We start from the raw sequence: 14,825 nt of genomic DNA on the forward strand, positions 1-14,825 counted from the left end.
CGCTACAGGCTGTCCGCGTACGCGTCGAGAAGCTCCCGCTCGCGAGCCTCCATCGCAGCCGCGTCTTCCTCGGTGTCGTGCGTATAGCCGAGGAGATGCAGTATGCCGTGCACTACGAGGAGATTGAGCTCCTCTTCGACGGTGTGCCCGTACTCTTCGGCCTGCGTCTCGGCGACCTCTGGAGCGACGATCACGTCGCCGAGAGTGATCGGCTCGTCGCTGTCCACCGGGCACGGATCATCACACCCGAAGGACAACACGTCGGTTGGACCTTCGATGCCACGGTAGCCGGAGTTGAGCTTCGCCATCTCGGCGATCTCCACGACCGCCAGCGACAACTCGGCCTGCTCGGGTACGTCCTCGCGGTCGAGCACGAACGCCGCAAGGTTCTCGAAGGCCGCCAAGTCCAGCGGCTCAGGGTCGCGATGGCTCGTGATGCGGATTCGCATGCTGGGCCTTCCTCGGAGTAGCGTCGGGATACTCGATGCGTGGATGGTACATGCTCGCAAGCATCCTGGAGTAGACCTTCACGATTCTCTCGATGTCAGCGAGAGTCAGCTGGGCGTCGACAAGCTGTCCGTCGGCCACCTTCCCATCAACGATCTTGCGCACTGTCGCCTCGATGCGGGGCAATGTCGGCTTGCGAACCGCGCGTACGGCGGCCTCCGAGGAGTCGGCAAGCATCACCAGGGCCGCTTCCCGCGACTGCGGGCGCTCACCGTCGTAGCGGAAGTCCGCCTCGTAGACGGGGCCTTCGCCCTCAGCCGCCTTGCTGTAGAAGTAGGACACCAGAGAGGTGCCGTGGTGTTGCCTGATGATGTCGACGATCTCTCGCGGCAGCCCGTGCTGTTCTGCCAGCTCAAGCCCCTCACGAACGTGCGCGGTGATGATGAGCGCGGAGAGGTTCGGCGCCGTGGAGTCATGGGGATTCTCCGAACCGGCCTGGTTCTCGACGAAGAATCCCGGCCGTCGCGACTTGCCGATGTCGTGATAGTAGGCCCCGACGCGCGCAAGCAACGGATTCGCCGAGATAGCCTCGGCAGCAGCCTCGGCGAGGTTGCCTGTCATCACCGAGTGGCTGTACGTTCCGGGCGCCTTGGTCATTAGCTCCCGCATCAACGGATGCCCAGGACTGCCGAGTTCGAGAAGCCGGATGTCGGTGGTCACGCCGAAGATGTGCTCGAAGAACGGCAGGAGCCCATAGCCAAGGACCGCGGATATCATCCCGCCGAGGGAGGCCCAGCCAGCCGCAGTCAATGCCTCCTGCAACTGAACACCTCCCGCGAGGGAGGCGATGAATCCGATCGCCATGCCCGATCCGACCAGATACGAGCCCACATAGAACAGACGCCGCCGATCCGTCATGAACGCCATTGCCACAACTGCAGAGAGGCTCCATACCAGCATCGAAACGACCGCCGAACCGCCTGAGAACCCGAGCAAGACCGCGGAGAGCGACGTGATGATAGCGACCAGCATTCCTTCACGGGGGCCGATCAGCAGGGTTGCGAGCATCGCTGCAAGTGGAATCGGGAAGACGTACACGGAAAGTTCCGGAACGATCCACAGCATCCCGCGTGTGATCCAAACCATGCCGACCAGCAGCACCGATATGATCACAAGATCGCGGAAGCGCTCCCACACCCCGGGGTCATAGCGCCACACGAACGTTCCGGCGACAGCGACCATCGACGCGAACAGGGTGACTAGAGCCGCCAAAGAGCCGAAGGACCCGCCCTGCTCGAGCAGTCCAAGGCGCCGAACGATCTCTATCTGCTCCGCTGATACGATCTCGCCACGCTGGACGATATTCTCACCGGCCTGCTTCACGATCACGACCGCGTCGAGACCATCAGCGGCGGCCTCGCGCGCTGCCACTGTTGCCGCCGGGTCCACGGCCACGGTGGGTCGAATCGACTGCTCGATGACGCCTGCAATCATCTTCCGAACCGCGGCATCATACGGCATCGAATCGGCGCTCTCGCGCATCTGGGCTATGGCGGACTCGATCTCATCGGCGGTGAATCGGCGCGACAGGACGGTCGTCACAAGCTGCTCCGAGGAAACGCGTACCTGCTGCAGCGTCACTTCGTCGAGACCGACGGCCGTCTCGATCCAGGCCTGCTCGTATGCCGCAAGCTCCCCGTGAAGGGCAGCTATTGTCGCGGTGGTGCTCTGGCCGTGCTGTGCCTTGGCACCCACGACATCGTCGTAGAACCCGCGAATCTCCCCTCGAGCATTCGTCAGTGCGGTCGCATCAAAGACCGTGACTGGCTTCACGGACGCGGCTGCCTCATCGCGCGCGTCCCGAGTGGCGATCTCGTCGATGAACTGCACCGTCCGATTGGCGCGGAATGTACGTGGCGCCGGGGCTCCCTCGGTGAGTCCGACGGGGGGCGTTTGCACTACGAGTGGGCCCGAGGCAATCGCAATCACAGCGAAGCCCAGCGCTACGCGTTGCGCAAGCGCACTGCGAAGTGGGCCTCTGGTCGGAGCGAGGCGCATCAGTCTGTCCAGAAGGCTAGCCATGACGGCGTTCCGCCTTCGCCTCCTCATACTCGCCGTACGCCGTGACGATGCGTTGCACTAGCTTGTGACGGACGACATCGCGCGCACCAAGCTCGACGAATTCGAGGTCCGGAATGCCCTGCAGGATTCCGCGCACCTGCTTCAGGCCCGAGGCGCCGTTGGGCAGATCCACCTGAGTGACGTCGCCGGTGATCACGACCTTGCTGCCGAAACCGAGTCGGGTCAGGAACATCTTCATCTGCTCCGGACTCGTGTTCTGCGCTTCGTCGAGAATGATGAAGCTGTCGTTCAGGGTGCGTCCGCGCATGAACGCAAGCGGCGCAACCTCGATCACCCCACGGTCCATCAGCTGCTGCGACTTGTCTACATCCATCATGTCGAACAACGCATCGTAAAGCGGCCGCAGGTATGGATCGACCTTCTCGAACAGCGTCCCCGGCAGGTAGCCGAGCGACTCGCCCGCCTCGACAGCAGGACGCGTGAGGATGACCCTGCCCATCTCGCGCTTCTTGAGCGCCTCGACGGCCATCGCCATAGCGAGATATGTCTTGCCGGTGCCGGCAGGACCGATTCCGAACGTGACGGTGTTGGAGCGAATCGCGTCAACATAGCGTTTCTGCCCCGCGGTCTTCGGCCTGATGGTTGTGCCTTTGTGAGCCAGTATCACGTCAGACGCAAGCGACGAGGGCGTGCATTCGCCGTCGCGCATCATCTCGATGGAGCGTTCGACGCCCTCCTCGGTCAGGTGCTCACCGCGCTCAACGAGCGTGATCATCTCTGCAAAGAGCGACGACACCGCCTGACCTTCGGTCGGCAGGCCTGTGATGGTGATCTGGTTCCCGCGTACGGATATCTGCGACTCGAACTGGTCTTCGATCACCCGGAGCAGGTTGTCGCTCTGTCCGAGCAGTTCGGTCATATTCAGTTCGGGCGGGACAACGAGCCGTATCTGAGTCGGTTCCACCAAGCGAGCACCTCTTGTCATGGGCATGCCATCCACTCCACCCTCACCGGTGACAGCACGGCACGCACCTGCCATTTGCTGCGATTCTACCACCCTTGGCCGGTCTTCCCCGCTAAAGCGCCCTGCCAAGGAGTTCCGCATCCACTCCACGCCCGACGATTTCGACCTCGACGATATCGCCGGCGCACGCCTCCGAACGCTCGATCTCGACGCGTGCGTAGTCTCGCGTCGTTCCGATGCGGCGCCGCCGCACGGTGTCGTCGACCGTCGTCTCTTCGACGAGCACTTCGGCATGTGCGCCGACCATCGCGCCGAGCGCAGCATCCCGCAGACGGAGGCCAACCTCCCGTAGCCCGCGTGCCCTGCGCGACCGCTCGCCCGGGTCCACCTGTCCGTCCATTTGCGCGGCAACGGTTCCGGCGCGGGCCGAGTATCTGAAGACGTGCAGCTTCGAGAACCCGATGTGCTCGCAGAACTGCCGGGTAGCGGCAGCTTCGGCCACGCTTTCACCGGGAAGCCCCGCGATCACGTCTGTCGTCACCGCCAGTCCGGGCAGAGCTTCACGCGCCGCAGCGACACGCGCCTCGTACTCATGGGCGGTGTAGCCCCGGCCCATCCGCCGAAGAACCGCATCGCTACCGCTCTGCAATGGCACGTGCAGGTGAGCGCATGTCGCCGGAGTCTCGCTCAGAGCTGCAAGCAGCTCATCGTCCAGGTCTAGCGGTTCTATGCTGGACAGACGTATCCGCGGGATTCCGGTTTCGGCAACAGCGCGGTACAGCCCGGCGAGTCCGCCGGGGGCATCGTCGTACTTGCCGATGTTGATACCGGTCAGGACGATCTCCCGCGTCCCGGCTCGGACAAGCTGCCGCACACGCCCGATCACGTCACCGATGGCAACCGAGCGGGGTACACCGCGGGCGAACGGGACGACGCAGTACGCACAGAAAGCATCGCAGCCGTCCTGCACCTTCACCATTGCCCGCGTGTGGAAGACCGTCTGGGCGGGTGGCCGTATGTCCACCGCCCCGGCCCCAGTGTCCGCACCTGCCGCTCCTCCGACGTTCGCGACATCACCCAGCAGACGCGCCACGCGCTCTCCGACCCGCGAGCTGTCCGGCTCCACCATCACGCGCTCGCCAAGGGCGGTGATTCCCTCCGCGTCCAGCGCGGCAAGACACCCTGTTACGACAACCACGGGAGCCATGCGAGATTGCAGCGCATGCCGAACGATCTTGCGCACCTTGCGATCGGCTTCGGCGGTGACGGTGCACGAATTGACGACGACGATCCGCGCCTCGTCCTCGGCAGTCAGCACGCACCCCATGCCAAGGAGACTCGATGCGATGGTTTCGGATTCGACCTGATTGACCTTGCACCCGAGGGTGCGCAGCGAGACAGGGACGGCGGCCGGGGGCCGGACCGAATGACCGGTCTGGGTGGAGGAGCTGGCGAACGACTCAGCCACGAGACCGGCCCCCGAGCCCGCCAATCTCATAAACGCACAACGCGACTGCGAGGATACCGGCTGTTTCGGATCTCAGTATGTTTCTTCCAAGGAAGACCGGCAGGGCCCCCGCGTCCACGAGCGTACGCACCTCATCGGGGGTCATTCCGCCCTCCGGCCCGACCACCACGGCGATACGCGATCTGGCGTGCGCACCGGCAGAAGCAAGTGCTTCGCCGACCCCGGGCGCGTCCGCAGCGTCCTCGGCGGTGACAAGTACCACGTCGTAGGCGGGAATCTGCTCGACGAAGACTGCAAGCGGCTGCGGATCGTGAATGCGCGGGATCGTGGAACGTTGCGACTGCTGCGCTGCGGCACGGGCGACACGCCGCCAACGCTCGCCGCGATCGTGGGTCTTCTCCCCGTCCAGTCTCACGACACTGCGAGCCGTGAGCACGGGCACCACGGCCTCGACACCGATCTCGGTCGTCTTCTCCACGACGAGATCGATCTTGGCCCCCTTGGCCAGCCCCTGCACGAGCGTCACGCGCCACGCAGGATCCTCGTCAAGACGCAGTAGGCGCAAGCCCTCGACACCGGCACGATCAACGCGAGATACCTCGACCTCCCACGCGGTCCCGTCCGGATCCACAACCGCGATGCGCTCTCCAACGCGGACGCGCGCAACGTCGGCCAGATGATGCCGGTCGGCATCGGCAAGCGGGATCTCGACAGGGCCATCGCCTTCGGGAAGGGCAGCCCCAAGGAAGAATCGGTGTGGCGACATCAGCCCGTCAGCCACTCCTTGAGTTTCTGGATCGTTGAGCGGCGCTCGGGATCGCCCAGTGACTCACCGAGTTCGCCCAGCAGCTCCTTCTGGCGCTTGCTGAGCTTGCGAGGGACCTCGACCGCCACGTGCACGATCAGGTCTCCCCTGCCGCCACCGCGAACACGAGGCATTCCGTGACCACGGAGCCTCACCGTCTCGCCATGCTGACTGCCCGCAGGGATGCTTGCATGCGTGTCCGGGTCGAAACCGCACACGTCGATGTCAGCCCCGAGCGATGCGGCAGCGATGCTGATGCTGGCGCGGCAGTGCAGGTCGTCTCCCTGTCTGTGCAGGAACTCGTGCTCGGCGACGCGCACGTTCACGATGAGATCGCCGGGGGCTGCCCCTCGGATCCCGGCCTCACCCTTGCCGCGCACGCGCAGCTGCATACCATCGGCCACGCCCGCCGGTATCTTTACTGGCACGTGCTCGCGGTCGGGGACGCGGCCCTGGCCCTGGCATTCCGGACACGGATCGGCAACGACCACACCCGTCCCCGAGCACCGGTCGCACGGCGTGAGGGTCTGCATCGTGCCGAGGAATGTCTTGCGATACGTCTGCTTCTGACCCGAGCCGCCACACTCGGGACAGCTCTCCGGCCCGTGCGAACTGACCGATCCGGTCGCACCGCAATCGTCGCATCCGACAAGACGATTGAGAACGATCTCCTTCGTGACACCGGCGAATGCCTCGTCAAGCGTGACGGTGAGAGACGCGACCACATCGCGACCTTCCATCCGAACGCGGCGTCCTCCCCCACCCATGCCACCGAAGAAGACCGAGAACAGGTCCTCCATGCCGAAGCCGGCAAACACGTCGCCGAAATCGGCCCCGCCCATGCCGCCCGCGCGCGGGTCCGCGGTGCCGTACGTGTCGTAGGTCTGCCGACGCTGCGGGTCGGACAGCACGTCGTAGGCCTCGTTGATGCTCTTGAAGCGCTCCTCGGCGTCGGGCTCGGGGCTCACGTCCGGATGCGTTTCGCGCGCCTTGCGGCGAAATGCCTTCTTGATATCGGACTCGGACGCATCCTTCGCCACACCGAGGATCTCGTAGTAGTTCTTCGTACCTGCAGACACGTCAGCGTTGTCCCTTCGGGTTCGCGTCGATCAAGCGGCTTCGTCCCGGCCTAGCCGAGGACGTCTTCCAGACCCTCCGCGGCGGCGCGGACCGCAGCGATACTCCGGGTGTAGTCCATCCGGGTGGGGCCGATGACCCCGATCACCCCGTCGGCAGACGGCGTGGCGTACGTGGTAGCAACGAGGCTCATGCCCCCAAGCTCACTGCGCCGATTCTCGCTGCCGATGCTTACCGTTAGTCCCGTCGCCTGCATCGTTTCCGACAGAGTGTCCAGCATCGCCAGGCCGTCTTCAAGCAGGCCGAGGAGCGGGCGCAGTCTCGCTGACTCGGCGAACTCGGGAAGCGCAAGAAGCTCTGGCACGCCGACATGGTACAGGCGGTCCCGGTCTGCTTCTTCGAGGCACTCCAGCAGCTCCTCCATGACGCCGGCCACGACACCGTCGCCCGGGCGAGCCGGGTCCAGCGCCTCGCGCAACGAGCGAACCTCGGAGGCCCGTTTGCCCGCAAGCGCGGCGTTGATGGCGACCTCGACCTGGCTGAACCGCTCCTGAGAAGTCTCCTCGGCCAGCTCGATATGGCGGTTCACGACCTGGCCGCTCTCGGTGATCAGCACGACGAGCGCGCGGGTGGGCGACATCGACACGAGGTCGATGCGGCGCACTGTCGCGAGCGAAACTGTCGGAGCGAGCACGACGGCGACGTAGTGCGTCAGGTGCGAAAGCATCGTCGAGGTCTGGCGCATGAGGTCGTCGATCTCTCCGGCGAGCCGCGCGTAGCGCTGCGTCATCTCCCTCGCGCCGAGACTGCTGGCTGCTGCGCTGTCCTGCAGGATGTCGTCGACGAACTCACGGTAGCCGAGGTCGGTCGGAATTCGCCCGCTCGAAACATGCGGCTGGTAGACGTAGCCGGTCTCTTCGAGCGCTGCAAGTTCGTTGCGCACAGTCGCCGGACTGCAATCCAGCCGGTGCCTGTCGACCAGGCTCCGGGAGCCCACGGGCTGCCCGCTGTGTATGTACTCTTCGACAAGTGCCTGCAGCACGTGCCGGCGTCTTTCGTTCAACATCCAGGTTCACCTCACTAGCACTCGATTATAACGAGTGCTAACGGCCGTGGCGAAAGGCCAACCCGATGCATGCTACTCCTGCGTCCACACCCTGCGAAAGACCTCGTTGCCAAGGAGCCAGCCGCGCCTTGTCGTCCGCCAGCGCCGCTCGTCCCGCTGATCGTCGACGGCCTCGAGCAGATCCTGCGAGGCGAGCGACTCGACAACGCTGTCCAACCGGGCGCCGTGAATCGCCGACGCAGGCACCCCTCGCACGAGCCGAAGACCCAGCATGACGTCTTCGCGGCGCGCTTCGTCTTCGGACAACGTCTCGATCTCCGGCGGGTCGCGCTGAAGCAGCCACGCCTCGAAGTCCGCAGCGTAGGCATAGCGGACACGCGACGTTCCCACCGGCAGCTGCGGCCCTGCCACGAGCCCGACCGCCCGTGCGGTCGCCGCATCGAGCATGCCGTGTGCGGCGGGACCCACGCCCAGGTAGCTATGACCGGTCCAGTACGCGAGATTGTGCGCGGACTCATGCCCCGGGACGGCGTAGTTGGCGACTTCGTAGCGCTCGATGCCTGCCAACGCCAGCGCTTCCTCGGCCAGCACCATCATCTCTGCGGCCATGTCGGGATCGGGCTCATCCAGCAGACCGCTGTCGCAGGCCACGGCCAGCGGCGTGCCCTCCTCAAGCGTCAGCGGGTAGACCGAGATGTGCCGGGCGCCCGTGCGCACCGCACGGTCGAGCGTCTCTACCCACGATGACACGCTCTGCCCGGGCACTCCGCACATCAGGTCGATCGAGAGATCGAGTCCGGCATCGAGCACGGTCTCACACGCCTCCTGCGCCTGCTGCACGTCATGAGCCCTGCCAAGGACCCTCAAGCTGTGGTCGTCAAAGGACTGCACGCCCACGCTGATGCGCGTGACCCCTACCCCGCGCAGCGCACGCGCGACGCTCGAGTCAAGCGAGTCCGGGTTCGCTTCAACCGTGATCTCTGCACCAGCGCGAAGCGGGATCTCGTCAACGAGGTTCCCCAGAACATCCCTGAGATGAGGCATGGCGAATGTGGGGGTTCCGCCACCCACGTACACGGTCTCGAGCACGCCCGGAAGTCCGCTTTGCACCCACCGGTGCACCTCTGTCTCAAGCCCTAGCAAGACCGCGTCGACGTCTGCTCGTGCGGGGTCGGAAACCGAGTAGAAGTCGCAGTACGAGCACTTTGAGCGGCAGAAAGGCACGTGAAGGTAGACGTGGGAGGGCAGGCGCGGTCCCGCGAGCTCCCCTGCGAGGTCCGACGTATCGGGCCCGCTACTCATCGACCTTCAGGATGGCCATGAAAGCTTCCTGTGGCACTTCGACGTTGCCGACGGCCTTCATGCGCTTCTTGCCCTTCTTCTGTTTCTCAAGCAGCTTGCGCTTCCGCGTGATGTCGCCGCCGTAGCACTTCGCCAGCACGTCCTTGCGCTTCGCGCGCACGGTCTCTCGCGCCAGGATGCGTCCGCCGATGGCCGCCTGGATGGGCACCTCGAACATCTGCCGCGGGATGATCGCGCGCAGCTTCTCGGTGAGCACCTTGCCTCGTTGGTAGGCCTTGTCCTTGTGGACGATGAACGACAGCGCATCAACAGGCTTGCCCGCAAGCAGTATGTCTAATTTGACGAGGTGGCTCGATCGATACCCGATGAATTCGTAGTCCAGTGAGGCATACCCCCGCGTGCGGCTCTTGAGCTGGTCGAAGAAGTCCATGATGAGCTCGGAAAGCGGTATCTCGTAGTGCATCTCGACGGTGGTCGCCGATAGATACTGCATGTCCTTGAAGGTGCCACGACGCTGTTCGGAGAGTTCCATCACGGCGCCGACGTGGTCAGGAGGCACAAGAATCGTCGCCCGCAAGTAGGGCTCCTCGATGCGCTCGATCGCGCCGGCGTCGGGCATGTCCTGGGGCGAGTGCACGTCCGCATGCTCACCGTTCGTCTTGTAGACGTGGAACTCCACGCTCGGAGCCGTAGCCAGAAGATCCAGGTCGAACTCCCGCTCGAGCCGCTCCTTGATGACCTCCATATGAAGCAGGCCAAGGAAGCCCACGCGGAATCCGAATCCCAGCGCATGGCTCGTCTCGGGCTCGTAGATCAGCGCCGGGTCGTTGAGCGTGAGCTTGTCGAGTGCGTCCCGCAGATCCGGGTACTGGTCGCCGTCGATCGGAAAGAGTCCCGTGTAGACCATCGGCTTGACCTCGCGGTAGCCCGGAAGAGGCTCCTGGGCTCCGTTCTTCGCAAGTGTGACCGTGTCGCCTACCTTCACAAGGGCGGGGTCCTTCAGACCGGTGATAAGGTATCCGACCTCGCCGACACCGAGCGTGTCCACCGGCACGTTGGCGGGTCGGCGCACACCGACCTCCTCCACTTCGGTGACGGTCTTCGTGGCCATGAGGCGCACCTTCATGCCCTTGGACACGCTGCCGTCGATGATCCGGATGAGGGCGACGACACCCCTGTAGGCATCGAAGTACGAGTCGAAGATGAGGGCTTTCAGCGGTGCGTCCGGATCGCCCTTCGGAGGCGGCACGCGACGAACGACGGCCTCAAGCGCCTCGCGTACGCCTTCGCCGGTCTTGCCCGACGCCAGAATCGCGTCCTGGGCAGGTACCGCGAGCACCTCCTCGATCTCGTGACGCACGCGATCGGGATCGGAGGCGGGCAGGTCGATCTTGTTGATAAGCGGGATGACCTCGAGGTGGGCGTTCATGGCGAGCTGCGCGTTGGCGACGGTCTGCGCCTCGACTCCTTGGGCTGCATCCACAACCAGAAGCGCGCCCTCGCACGCCTGCAGGGATCGGCTGACCTCATAGGTGAAGTCGACGTGGCCCGGAGTGTCGATCAGGTTGAGTTGGTAGGTCACACCATCGCTCGACTCGAAGAGGACACGCACCGCCTGGGACTTGATCGTGATACCGCGCTCCCGCTCGATGTCCATCGAGTCGAGGACCTGCTCCTTCATGTCGCGCTCTTCGATAGTGTGCGTCAGCTCGAGCACACGGTCGGCGAGCGTGGACTTGCCGTGGTCGATGTGCGCGACGATCGAGAAGTTGCGGATGTGTTTGGGGTCAGTCATGGGAGCGTTAGCATATCAGGGGCATCGGGGCGGAGGAAGAAGCAGACGCCTGGTCCGCCTCATGCGTGACGGTTGGCCACACCTGACGCCGTGTGCTAACATCGCAGGGTTCGTCCGCACCCCACTGCGGAGGGCACCACCTGAATCGGAAGGAACGACTGAACGTGGCCAACATCAAGAGCCAGAAGAAGCGCATCCTCACCAACGAGAAGGCCCGGCTGCGCAACAAGGCGGTCAAGTCCGAACTGAAGACGGCTGCCAAGAAGGTCGAAACCGCCGTCGCCGCGGGCGACGCGGACACTGCCAAGCAGGCTGCCGCCGAGGCGTCTCGCATGTTCGACAGGGCCGTGAGTAAGGGCGTCGTCCACAAGAATCACGCCGCCAACCGCAAGTCCGGCCTCACCAAGCGCGCGAACTCGGTCGACGCCTAGCTGCACACTCCGACCAACCATCTCTCGAACGCGAGCCGGGGATCCCGGCTCGTCTTCATTTCCGCGTCGGTTCGCGCGGCATCCCGCAGGGCATCGATGAGCTCATCGGAAGAGAAACGCGCCGCCTGCCGCATCAGACTCTTCCCCTGCCAAGGAGCCACGCCCACTTCACGGGCGATGCTCTCGGGAGACGGTGTCCCACCGCGTCGATCGACGAGGGCGCGTGTCGAAAGCAGGTTGCGGACGTGGCGCAACGTCATGGCCTGGACGCCGTGGATGGACTCCCCCTCCGACATGAGGCCCGAAAGGAGCCGGAGAGCCTGTTTGCAGTCGCGAGAGCCGATGGCATCCAGGAAGTCGAAGATCGAAGTCGGCGCCGTGGTCGACATGACCTGCTCGATGTCTTCACGCGACAGCGTGTCATCGGCAGGGTTGAACGCGATGACCTTGTCCATCTCGATCGCAAGTTTGCGCAGGTCGTAGCCGACCGCGCGAACGAGGACTTCCGCACCGTCGATTCCGACCCTCTTGCCACGTTCGCCGAACATCTCCACGACCTTGCGCGGATACTCGCGCTTGGTGGGAGCCTTGTACTCGGCGACCCCGCCAAGTGAGTCGACGGCCTTGTATATGCGCAGATTCTTGGCGATCTTCTCGGCCACGAGCACGAGTGTCGTGTCGGGATTGGGGTCCTTGGCGTAGTCCGCCAGAACGCCCAGATCGTCGGTGGCCAGCTTGTCGGCCTTGCGTACGATGACAAGTCTGCGGTCGGACATGAACGGTAGCGTGTTCGCCGCAGCGACGATCTGGTGCGCATCGGCGCTTTCGCCGTCAAACACGTCCATGTTGAACTCGAGGTCCGCGCCGGCGCCGTCTGCAAGTCGCTTCCTCAGGCGATCCACGGCCTGGTCGAGAAGGAGGTCCTCGGGGCCGTAGATGAGGTATACGGTCTTGAGGTCAGCAAGCCCTGACGACATGGTTATCCTCGGTCCGACGGGAGTCGTGAAGGGGGACGCGTGCCGGAGAATTGTCGCACACCTCGCGCCGCCGATGCCACGACGCCTGTCAGGGCGCGGGGCCGTGGTCGGTCCTGACCCTCATGCCTGATCGACCAGGGATGACTACGACGTCGCCGCTGTGGTCCGTCCGGAAGGTCCTGACTCCCGCTCCGGCAAGTTCGGAGATGGTGGAGGGCGCCGGGTGACCGAAGTCGTTGTCTGCTCCCACGCTCACGACCGCCACGCTTGCGCCGAGGATTCCCCATGCCGTTCCGTCGATGCCCCCGGAGCTGCCGTGGTGCGGGACCTTCACGACCACGCACGAGGTCAGCTCCCCGCTGCGCATCAGATACCGGTAGATCGGTTCCTCGGCATCCCCGGTCAAGAGAGCTCGGAAGGATCCGCTCGATGCTTCGATCACTAGCGAGGCCTCGTTCTCCGACTCGCACGTCGTGCCGCGCTCAGGCGAGAGCACGCGGAGACGCCACGTCCCAAAGTCGAGCACATCTGGGTACGCCAGAAAAGCCGTGTCCGGATTGCGGGCCCTGATCGTCTTCGCGGCGCGCACAAGTCCTTCTTCATCACCGGCGGCGCTCACGAACACGCGCTCAACCCGTACAACTCCGGCAAGCGCGGCCGCACCACCTGTGTGATCCTCGTGCCCGTGAGTCAGAATGACCGCGTCGAGGGCACGCACGCGCTGACGTGCAAGGGCCTCTCTCAGCTCGCGCCGGTCCGGGCCGGTGTCTATCAGCACAGCATGGGTTGCGTCACGAACGAGAATCGCGTCTCCTTGGCCGACATCGAGCACGACGATCTCGGCGGTTCGCGTCGCAGGCATCCCCACCCACAGCACTGCAAGCATCAGACAAGCCGCGCCCGTTGTCCGTATGCGACCCGGCGTCCGGGGGTGCGGCCATGCTGCCCACGCGAGGAGACACGCCGAACCAATCCCTCCCGCAAGCAGCCACGCATGGCCTCCCACCGCAATGGCAGCGAATGGGACCCGTGCCAGGCGCTCGATCCCCCACGCGAGCGCTCCAAGCACCCGGGAGGCCGTCCACAGGAGCGCATTCCCGGGAGCGGACAGCGGACCGCTCGCGAGAAGACCTGCCAGCCCGCCAGCGAGTGCCGCGCCAGTCACCGGCACCGCGATGAGATTGGCGATCGGCGACACGAGCGAAAGCGTGCCGAAGAGAGGAATCGCCAGAGGCAAGGTGACCAACTGCGCTGTGACGCACACGGCCAGGGGGCCTGCGATCCGGCGGACGCGGGAAGGCAGGGCTACTGCCAACCACTCCTCGGCCAACGGAGCGATAGACACCAGGCCCGCGACAGCGGCGACAGACAGACGCAGGCCGACCGAGAACGCGTTCGTTGGGTCGAAGGACAGCAGAACGAGAACTGCCGCCGCAAGAGAGGCGAGCGGATCGGCACGCCGCGCGCCGATCGCCGCCGCCGCCGCGACACCGGCCATGGCGAGAGCACGCAGCGACGACGGCTGACATCCGCTCATCAGCGTGTAGGCCAGACTCCCTGCCATGACCGCCGCTATCGAAGCGCCCCGGCGCACCTGAAACGCCCGGCAAGCGCCTGCGCAGAAGCCCGCCACGATCGCCAGGTGCGTGCCCGAGACCGCCAGAAGATGTGACAGGCCCGTCGTGGCGACGTCACGTTCAAGATCGGTGCCTCGTATCCCCTCGCGGTAGCCGAGCAGGATGCCAAGGGCAAGCGGTTCTCCCCGCCCGCCTATCCGCTCAATGCGCTCGCGCGCACGCTCTCGCAGACGCATGACCGCGCCCGAGAGCCCGGGTGCCCATCCAGTCACGGTCGCGCGGTACGGGCTGCCCGAAGCCACAACGCCCGACGTCAGCGCGCGAGCACGGACGAGACGGTCCTCGGCGGGGGCAAGACGTCCCGAGAATCCCACCTGCTGACCGCACGCGGGCGGGGCTATGTCTCGCGGCCACCACAGCGACACTGCTGCGCCCGGAACCGGTCCGTCGAGGAGCCGCACCTCCACAAGCGTGCCGTCGCCGACGCGCCGGGCATCCGAGGCCACAGCCCCGGTCCATTGGCGCGAGCGCTGCGTCTCAAGTGCCAACCCGTCCCGCTCGAGACCGTCTGCTTTCGCGCAACCCACGGCAACGCCGGCGCAAATGGCGAGCGCGATCAGTGCCGCCGTTCGAACCGCCTCGGCACCACGAATCGCTACGACGGCCGACCCCGCGGCCGCGGCTGCGGCTGCCGGTATGAGCCACTCCGGGCGACCCCAGCCAACGATGGTCCCGGCCCAGAGTCCGACCGCGATCCACGCCAGGACGGGAATCGAAGGTCGCGTAGCGGTCGGACGGGCTCTACTTCCAGCTCTCCCAAGGTCCGCCGTCACC

At 65.2% G+C, this 14,825-nt stretch carries 12 protein-coding genes; 1 reads left to right on the forward strand and 11 read right to left on the reverse strand.

Features of this window, described 5'->3' with window-relative positions; translation table 11 throughout:
- Nucleotides 1-2 precede the first annotated feature (2 nt).
- The 9 genes from ybeY to lepA all read right to left on the reverse strand — a co-directional run bounded on the left by ybeY (nucleotide 3) and on the right by lepA (nucleotide 11,006).
- Nucleotides 3-449: an rRNA maturation RNase YbeY gene (gene ybeY, locus Q8K99_02460; GenBank protein ID MDP2181415.1), complete on the reverse strand. Its 447-nt coding sequence runs from the start codon at nucleotides 447-449 to the stop codon at nucleotides 3-5.
- Nucleotides 415-2,529, reverse strand: coding sequence for an HDIG domain-containing protein (locus Q8K99_02465; protein MDP2181416.1), 2,115 nt, complete (start codon nucleotides 2,527-2,529; stop codon nucleotides 415-417). The genes ybeY and Q8K99_02465 overlap by 35 nt, the downstream gene beginning before the upstream one ends.
- Nucleotides 2,522-3,520 carry a PhoH family protein gene (locus tag Q8K99_02470; GenBank protein ID MDP2181417.1) on the reverse strand — a complete coding sequence of 333 codons (999 nt, stop codon included), beginning with the start codon at nucleotides 3,518-3,520 and terminating at the stop codon, nucleotides 2,522-2,524. Before Q8K99_02470 ends, Q8K99_02465 begins: the two co-directional genes overlap by 8 nt.
- A gap of 85 nt (nucleotides 3,521-3,605) precedes the next feature.
- Nucleotides 3,606-4,961, reverse strand: coding sequence for a tRNA (N(6)-L-threonylcarbamoyladenosine(37)-C(2))-methylthiotransferase MtaB (gene mtaB / locus Q8K99_02475; GenBank protein ID MDP2181418.1), 1,356 nt, complete (start codon nucleotides 4,959-4,961; stop codon nucleotides 3,606-3,608).
- Complete coding sequence (locus Q8K99_02480) at nucleotides 4,954-5,727, reverse strand: RsmE family RNA methyltransferase (protein MDP2181419.1); 774 nt, start codon at nucleotides 5,725-5,727, stop codon at nucleotides 4,954-4,956. Before Q8K99_02480 ends, mtaB begins: the two co-directional genes overlap by 8 nt.
- On the reverse strand, nucleotides 5,727-6,845 hold the full coding sequence (gene dnaJ, locus Q8K99_02485; protein MDP2181420.1) for a molecular chaperone DnaJ: 1,119 nt from the start codon (nucleotides 6,843-6,845) through the stop codon (nucleotides 5,727-5,729). The genes Q8K99_02480 and dnaJ overlap by 1 nt, the downstream gene beginning before the upstream one ends.
- 50 nt (nucleotides 6,846-6,895) lie before the next feature.
- Entirely contained in the window at nucleotides 6,896-7,909 is a 1,014-nt protein-coding gene (gene hrcA / locus Q8K99_02490) for a heat-inducible transcriptional repressor HrcA (GenBank protein ID MDP2181421.1), read from the reverse strand.
- Nucleotides 7,910-7,981: 72 nt separating this feature from the next.
- Nucleotides 7,982-9,211, reverse strand: a complete 1,230-nt coding sequence (gene hemW, locus Q8K99_02495) for a radical SAM family heme chaperone HemW (protein ID MDP2181422.1) — start codon at nucleotides 9,209-9,211, stop codon at nucleotides 7,982-7,984.
- Entirely contained in the window at nucleotides 9,204-11,006 is a 1,803-nt protein-coding gene (gene lepA, locus Q8K99_02500; GenBank protein MDP2181423.1) for a translation elongation factor 4, read from the reverse strand. Before lepA ends, hemW begins: the two co-directional genes overlap by 8 nt.
- Before the next feature lie 164 nt (nucleotides 11,007-11,170).
- Between lepA and rpsT the strand changes: the two genes are divergently transcribed.
- Nucleotides 11,171-11,437 carry a 30S ribosomal protein S20 gene (gene rpsT, locus Q8K99_02505; protein MDP2181424.1) on the forward strand — a complete coding sequence of 89 codons (267 nt, stop codon included), beginning with the start codon at nucleotides 11,171-11,173 and terminating at the stop codon, nucleotides 11,435-11,437.
- Here rpsT and holA read toward each other — a convergent pair.
- Nucleotides 11,434-12,414 carry a DNA polymerase III subunit delta gene (gene holA / locus Q8K99_02510; GenBank protein ID MDP2181425.1) on the reverse strand — a complete coding sequence of 327 codons (981 nt, stop codon included), beginning with the start codon at nucleotides 12,412-12,414 and terminating at the stop codon, nucleotides 11,434-11,436. The genes rpsT and holA overlap by 4 nt on opposite strands.
- A gap of 88 nt (nucleotides 12,415-12,502) precedes the next feature.
- On the reverse strand, nucleotides 12,503-14,824 hold the full coding sequence (locus tag Q8K99_02515; protein ID MDP2181426.1) for a DNA internalization-related competence protein ComEC/Rec2: 2,322 nt from the start codon (nucleotides 14,822-14,824) through the stop codon (nucleotides 12,503-12,505).
- Between the last annotated feature and the right edge of the window lies 1 nt (nucleotide 14,825).

It is taken from the genome of Actinomycetota bacterium (genome assembly GCA_030682655.1).
Taxonomy (GTDB): Bacteria; Actinomycetota; Coriobacteriia; order Anaerosomatales; family JAUXNU01; genus JAUXNU01.

Coding starts and splice junctions, on each gene's coding strand:
- Q8K99_02480 (MDP2181419.1), bottom strand. CDS start 5,727: ATGTCGCCACACCGATTCTTCCTTGGGGCTGCCCTTCCCGAAGGCGAT.
- holA (MDP2181425.1), bottom strand. CDS start 12,414: ATGTCGTCAGGGCTTGCTGACCTCAAGACCGTATACCTCATCTACGGC.
- Q8K99_02465 (MDP2181416.1), bottom strand. CDS start 2,529: ATGGCTAGCCTTCTGGACAGACTGATGCGCCTCGCTCCGACCAGAGGC.
- hrcA (MDP2181421.1), bottom strand. CDS start 7,909: ATGTTGAACGAAAGACGCCGGCACGTGCTGCAGGCACTTGTCGAAGAG.
- lepA (MDP2181423.1), bottom strand. CDS start 11,006: ATGACTGACCCCAAACACATCCGCAACTTCTCGATCGTCGCGCACATC.
- ybeY (MDP2181415.1), bottom strand. CDS start 449: ATGCGAATCCGCATCACGAGCCATCGCGACCCTGAGCCGCTGGACTTG.
- Q8K99_02470 (MDP2181417.1), bottom strand. CDS start 3,520: ATGCCCATGACAAGAGGTGCTCGCTTGGTGGAACCGACTCAGATACGG.
- hemW (MDP2181422.1), bottom strand. CDS start 9,211: ATGAGTAGCGGGCCCGATACGTCGGACCTCGCAGGGGAGCTCGCGGGA.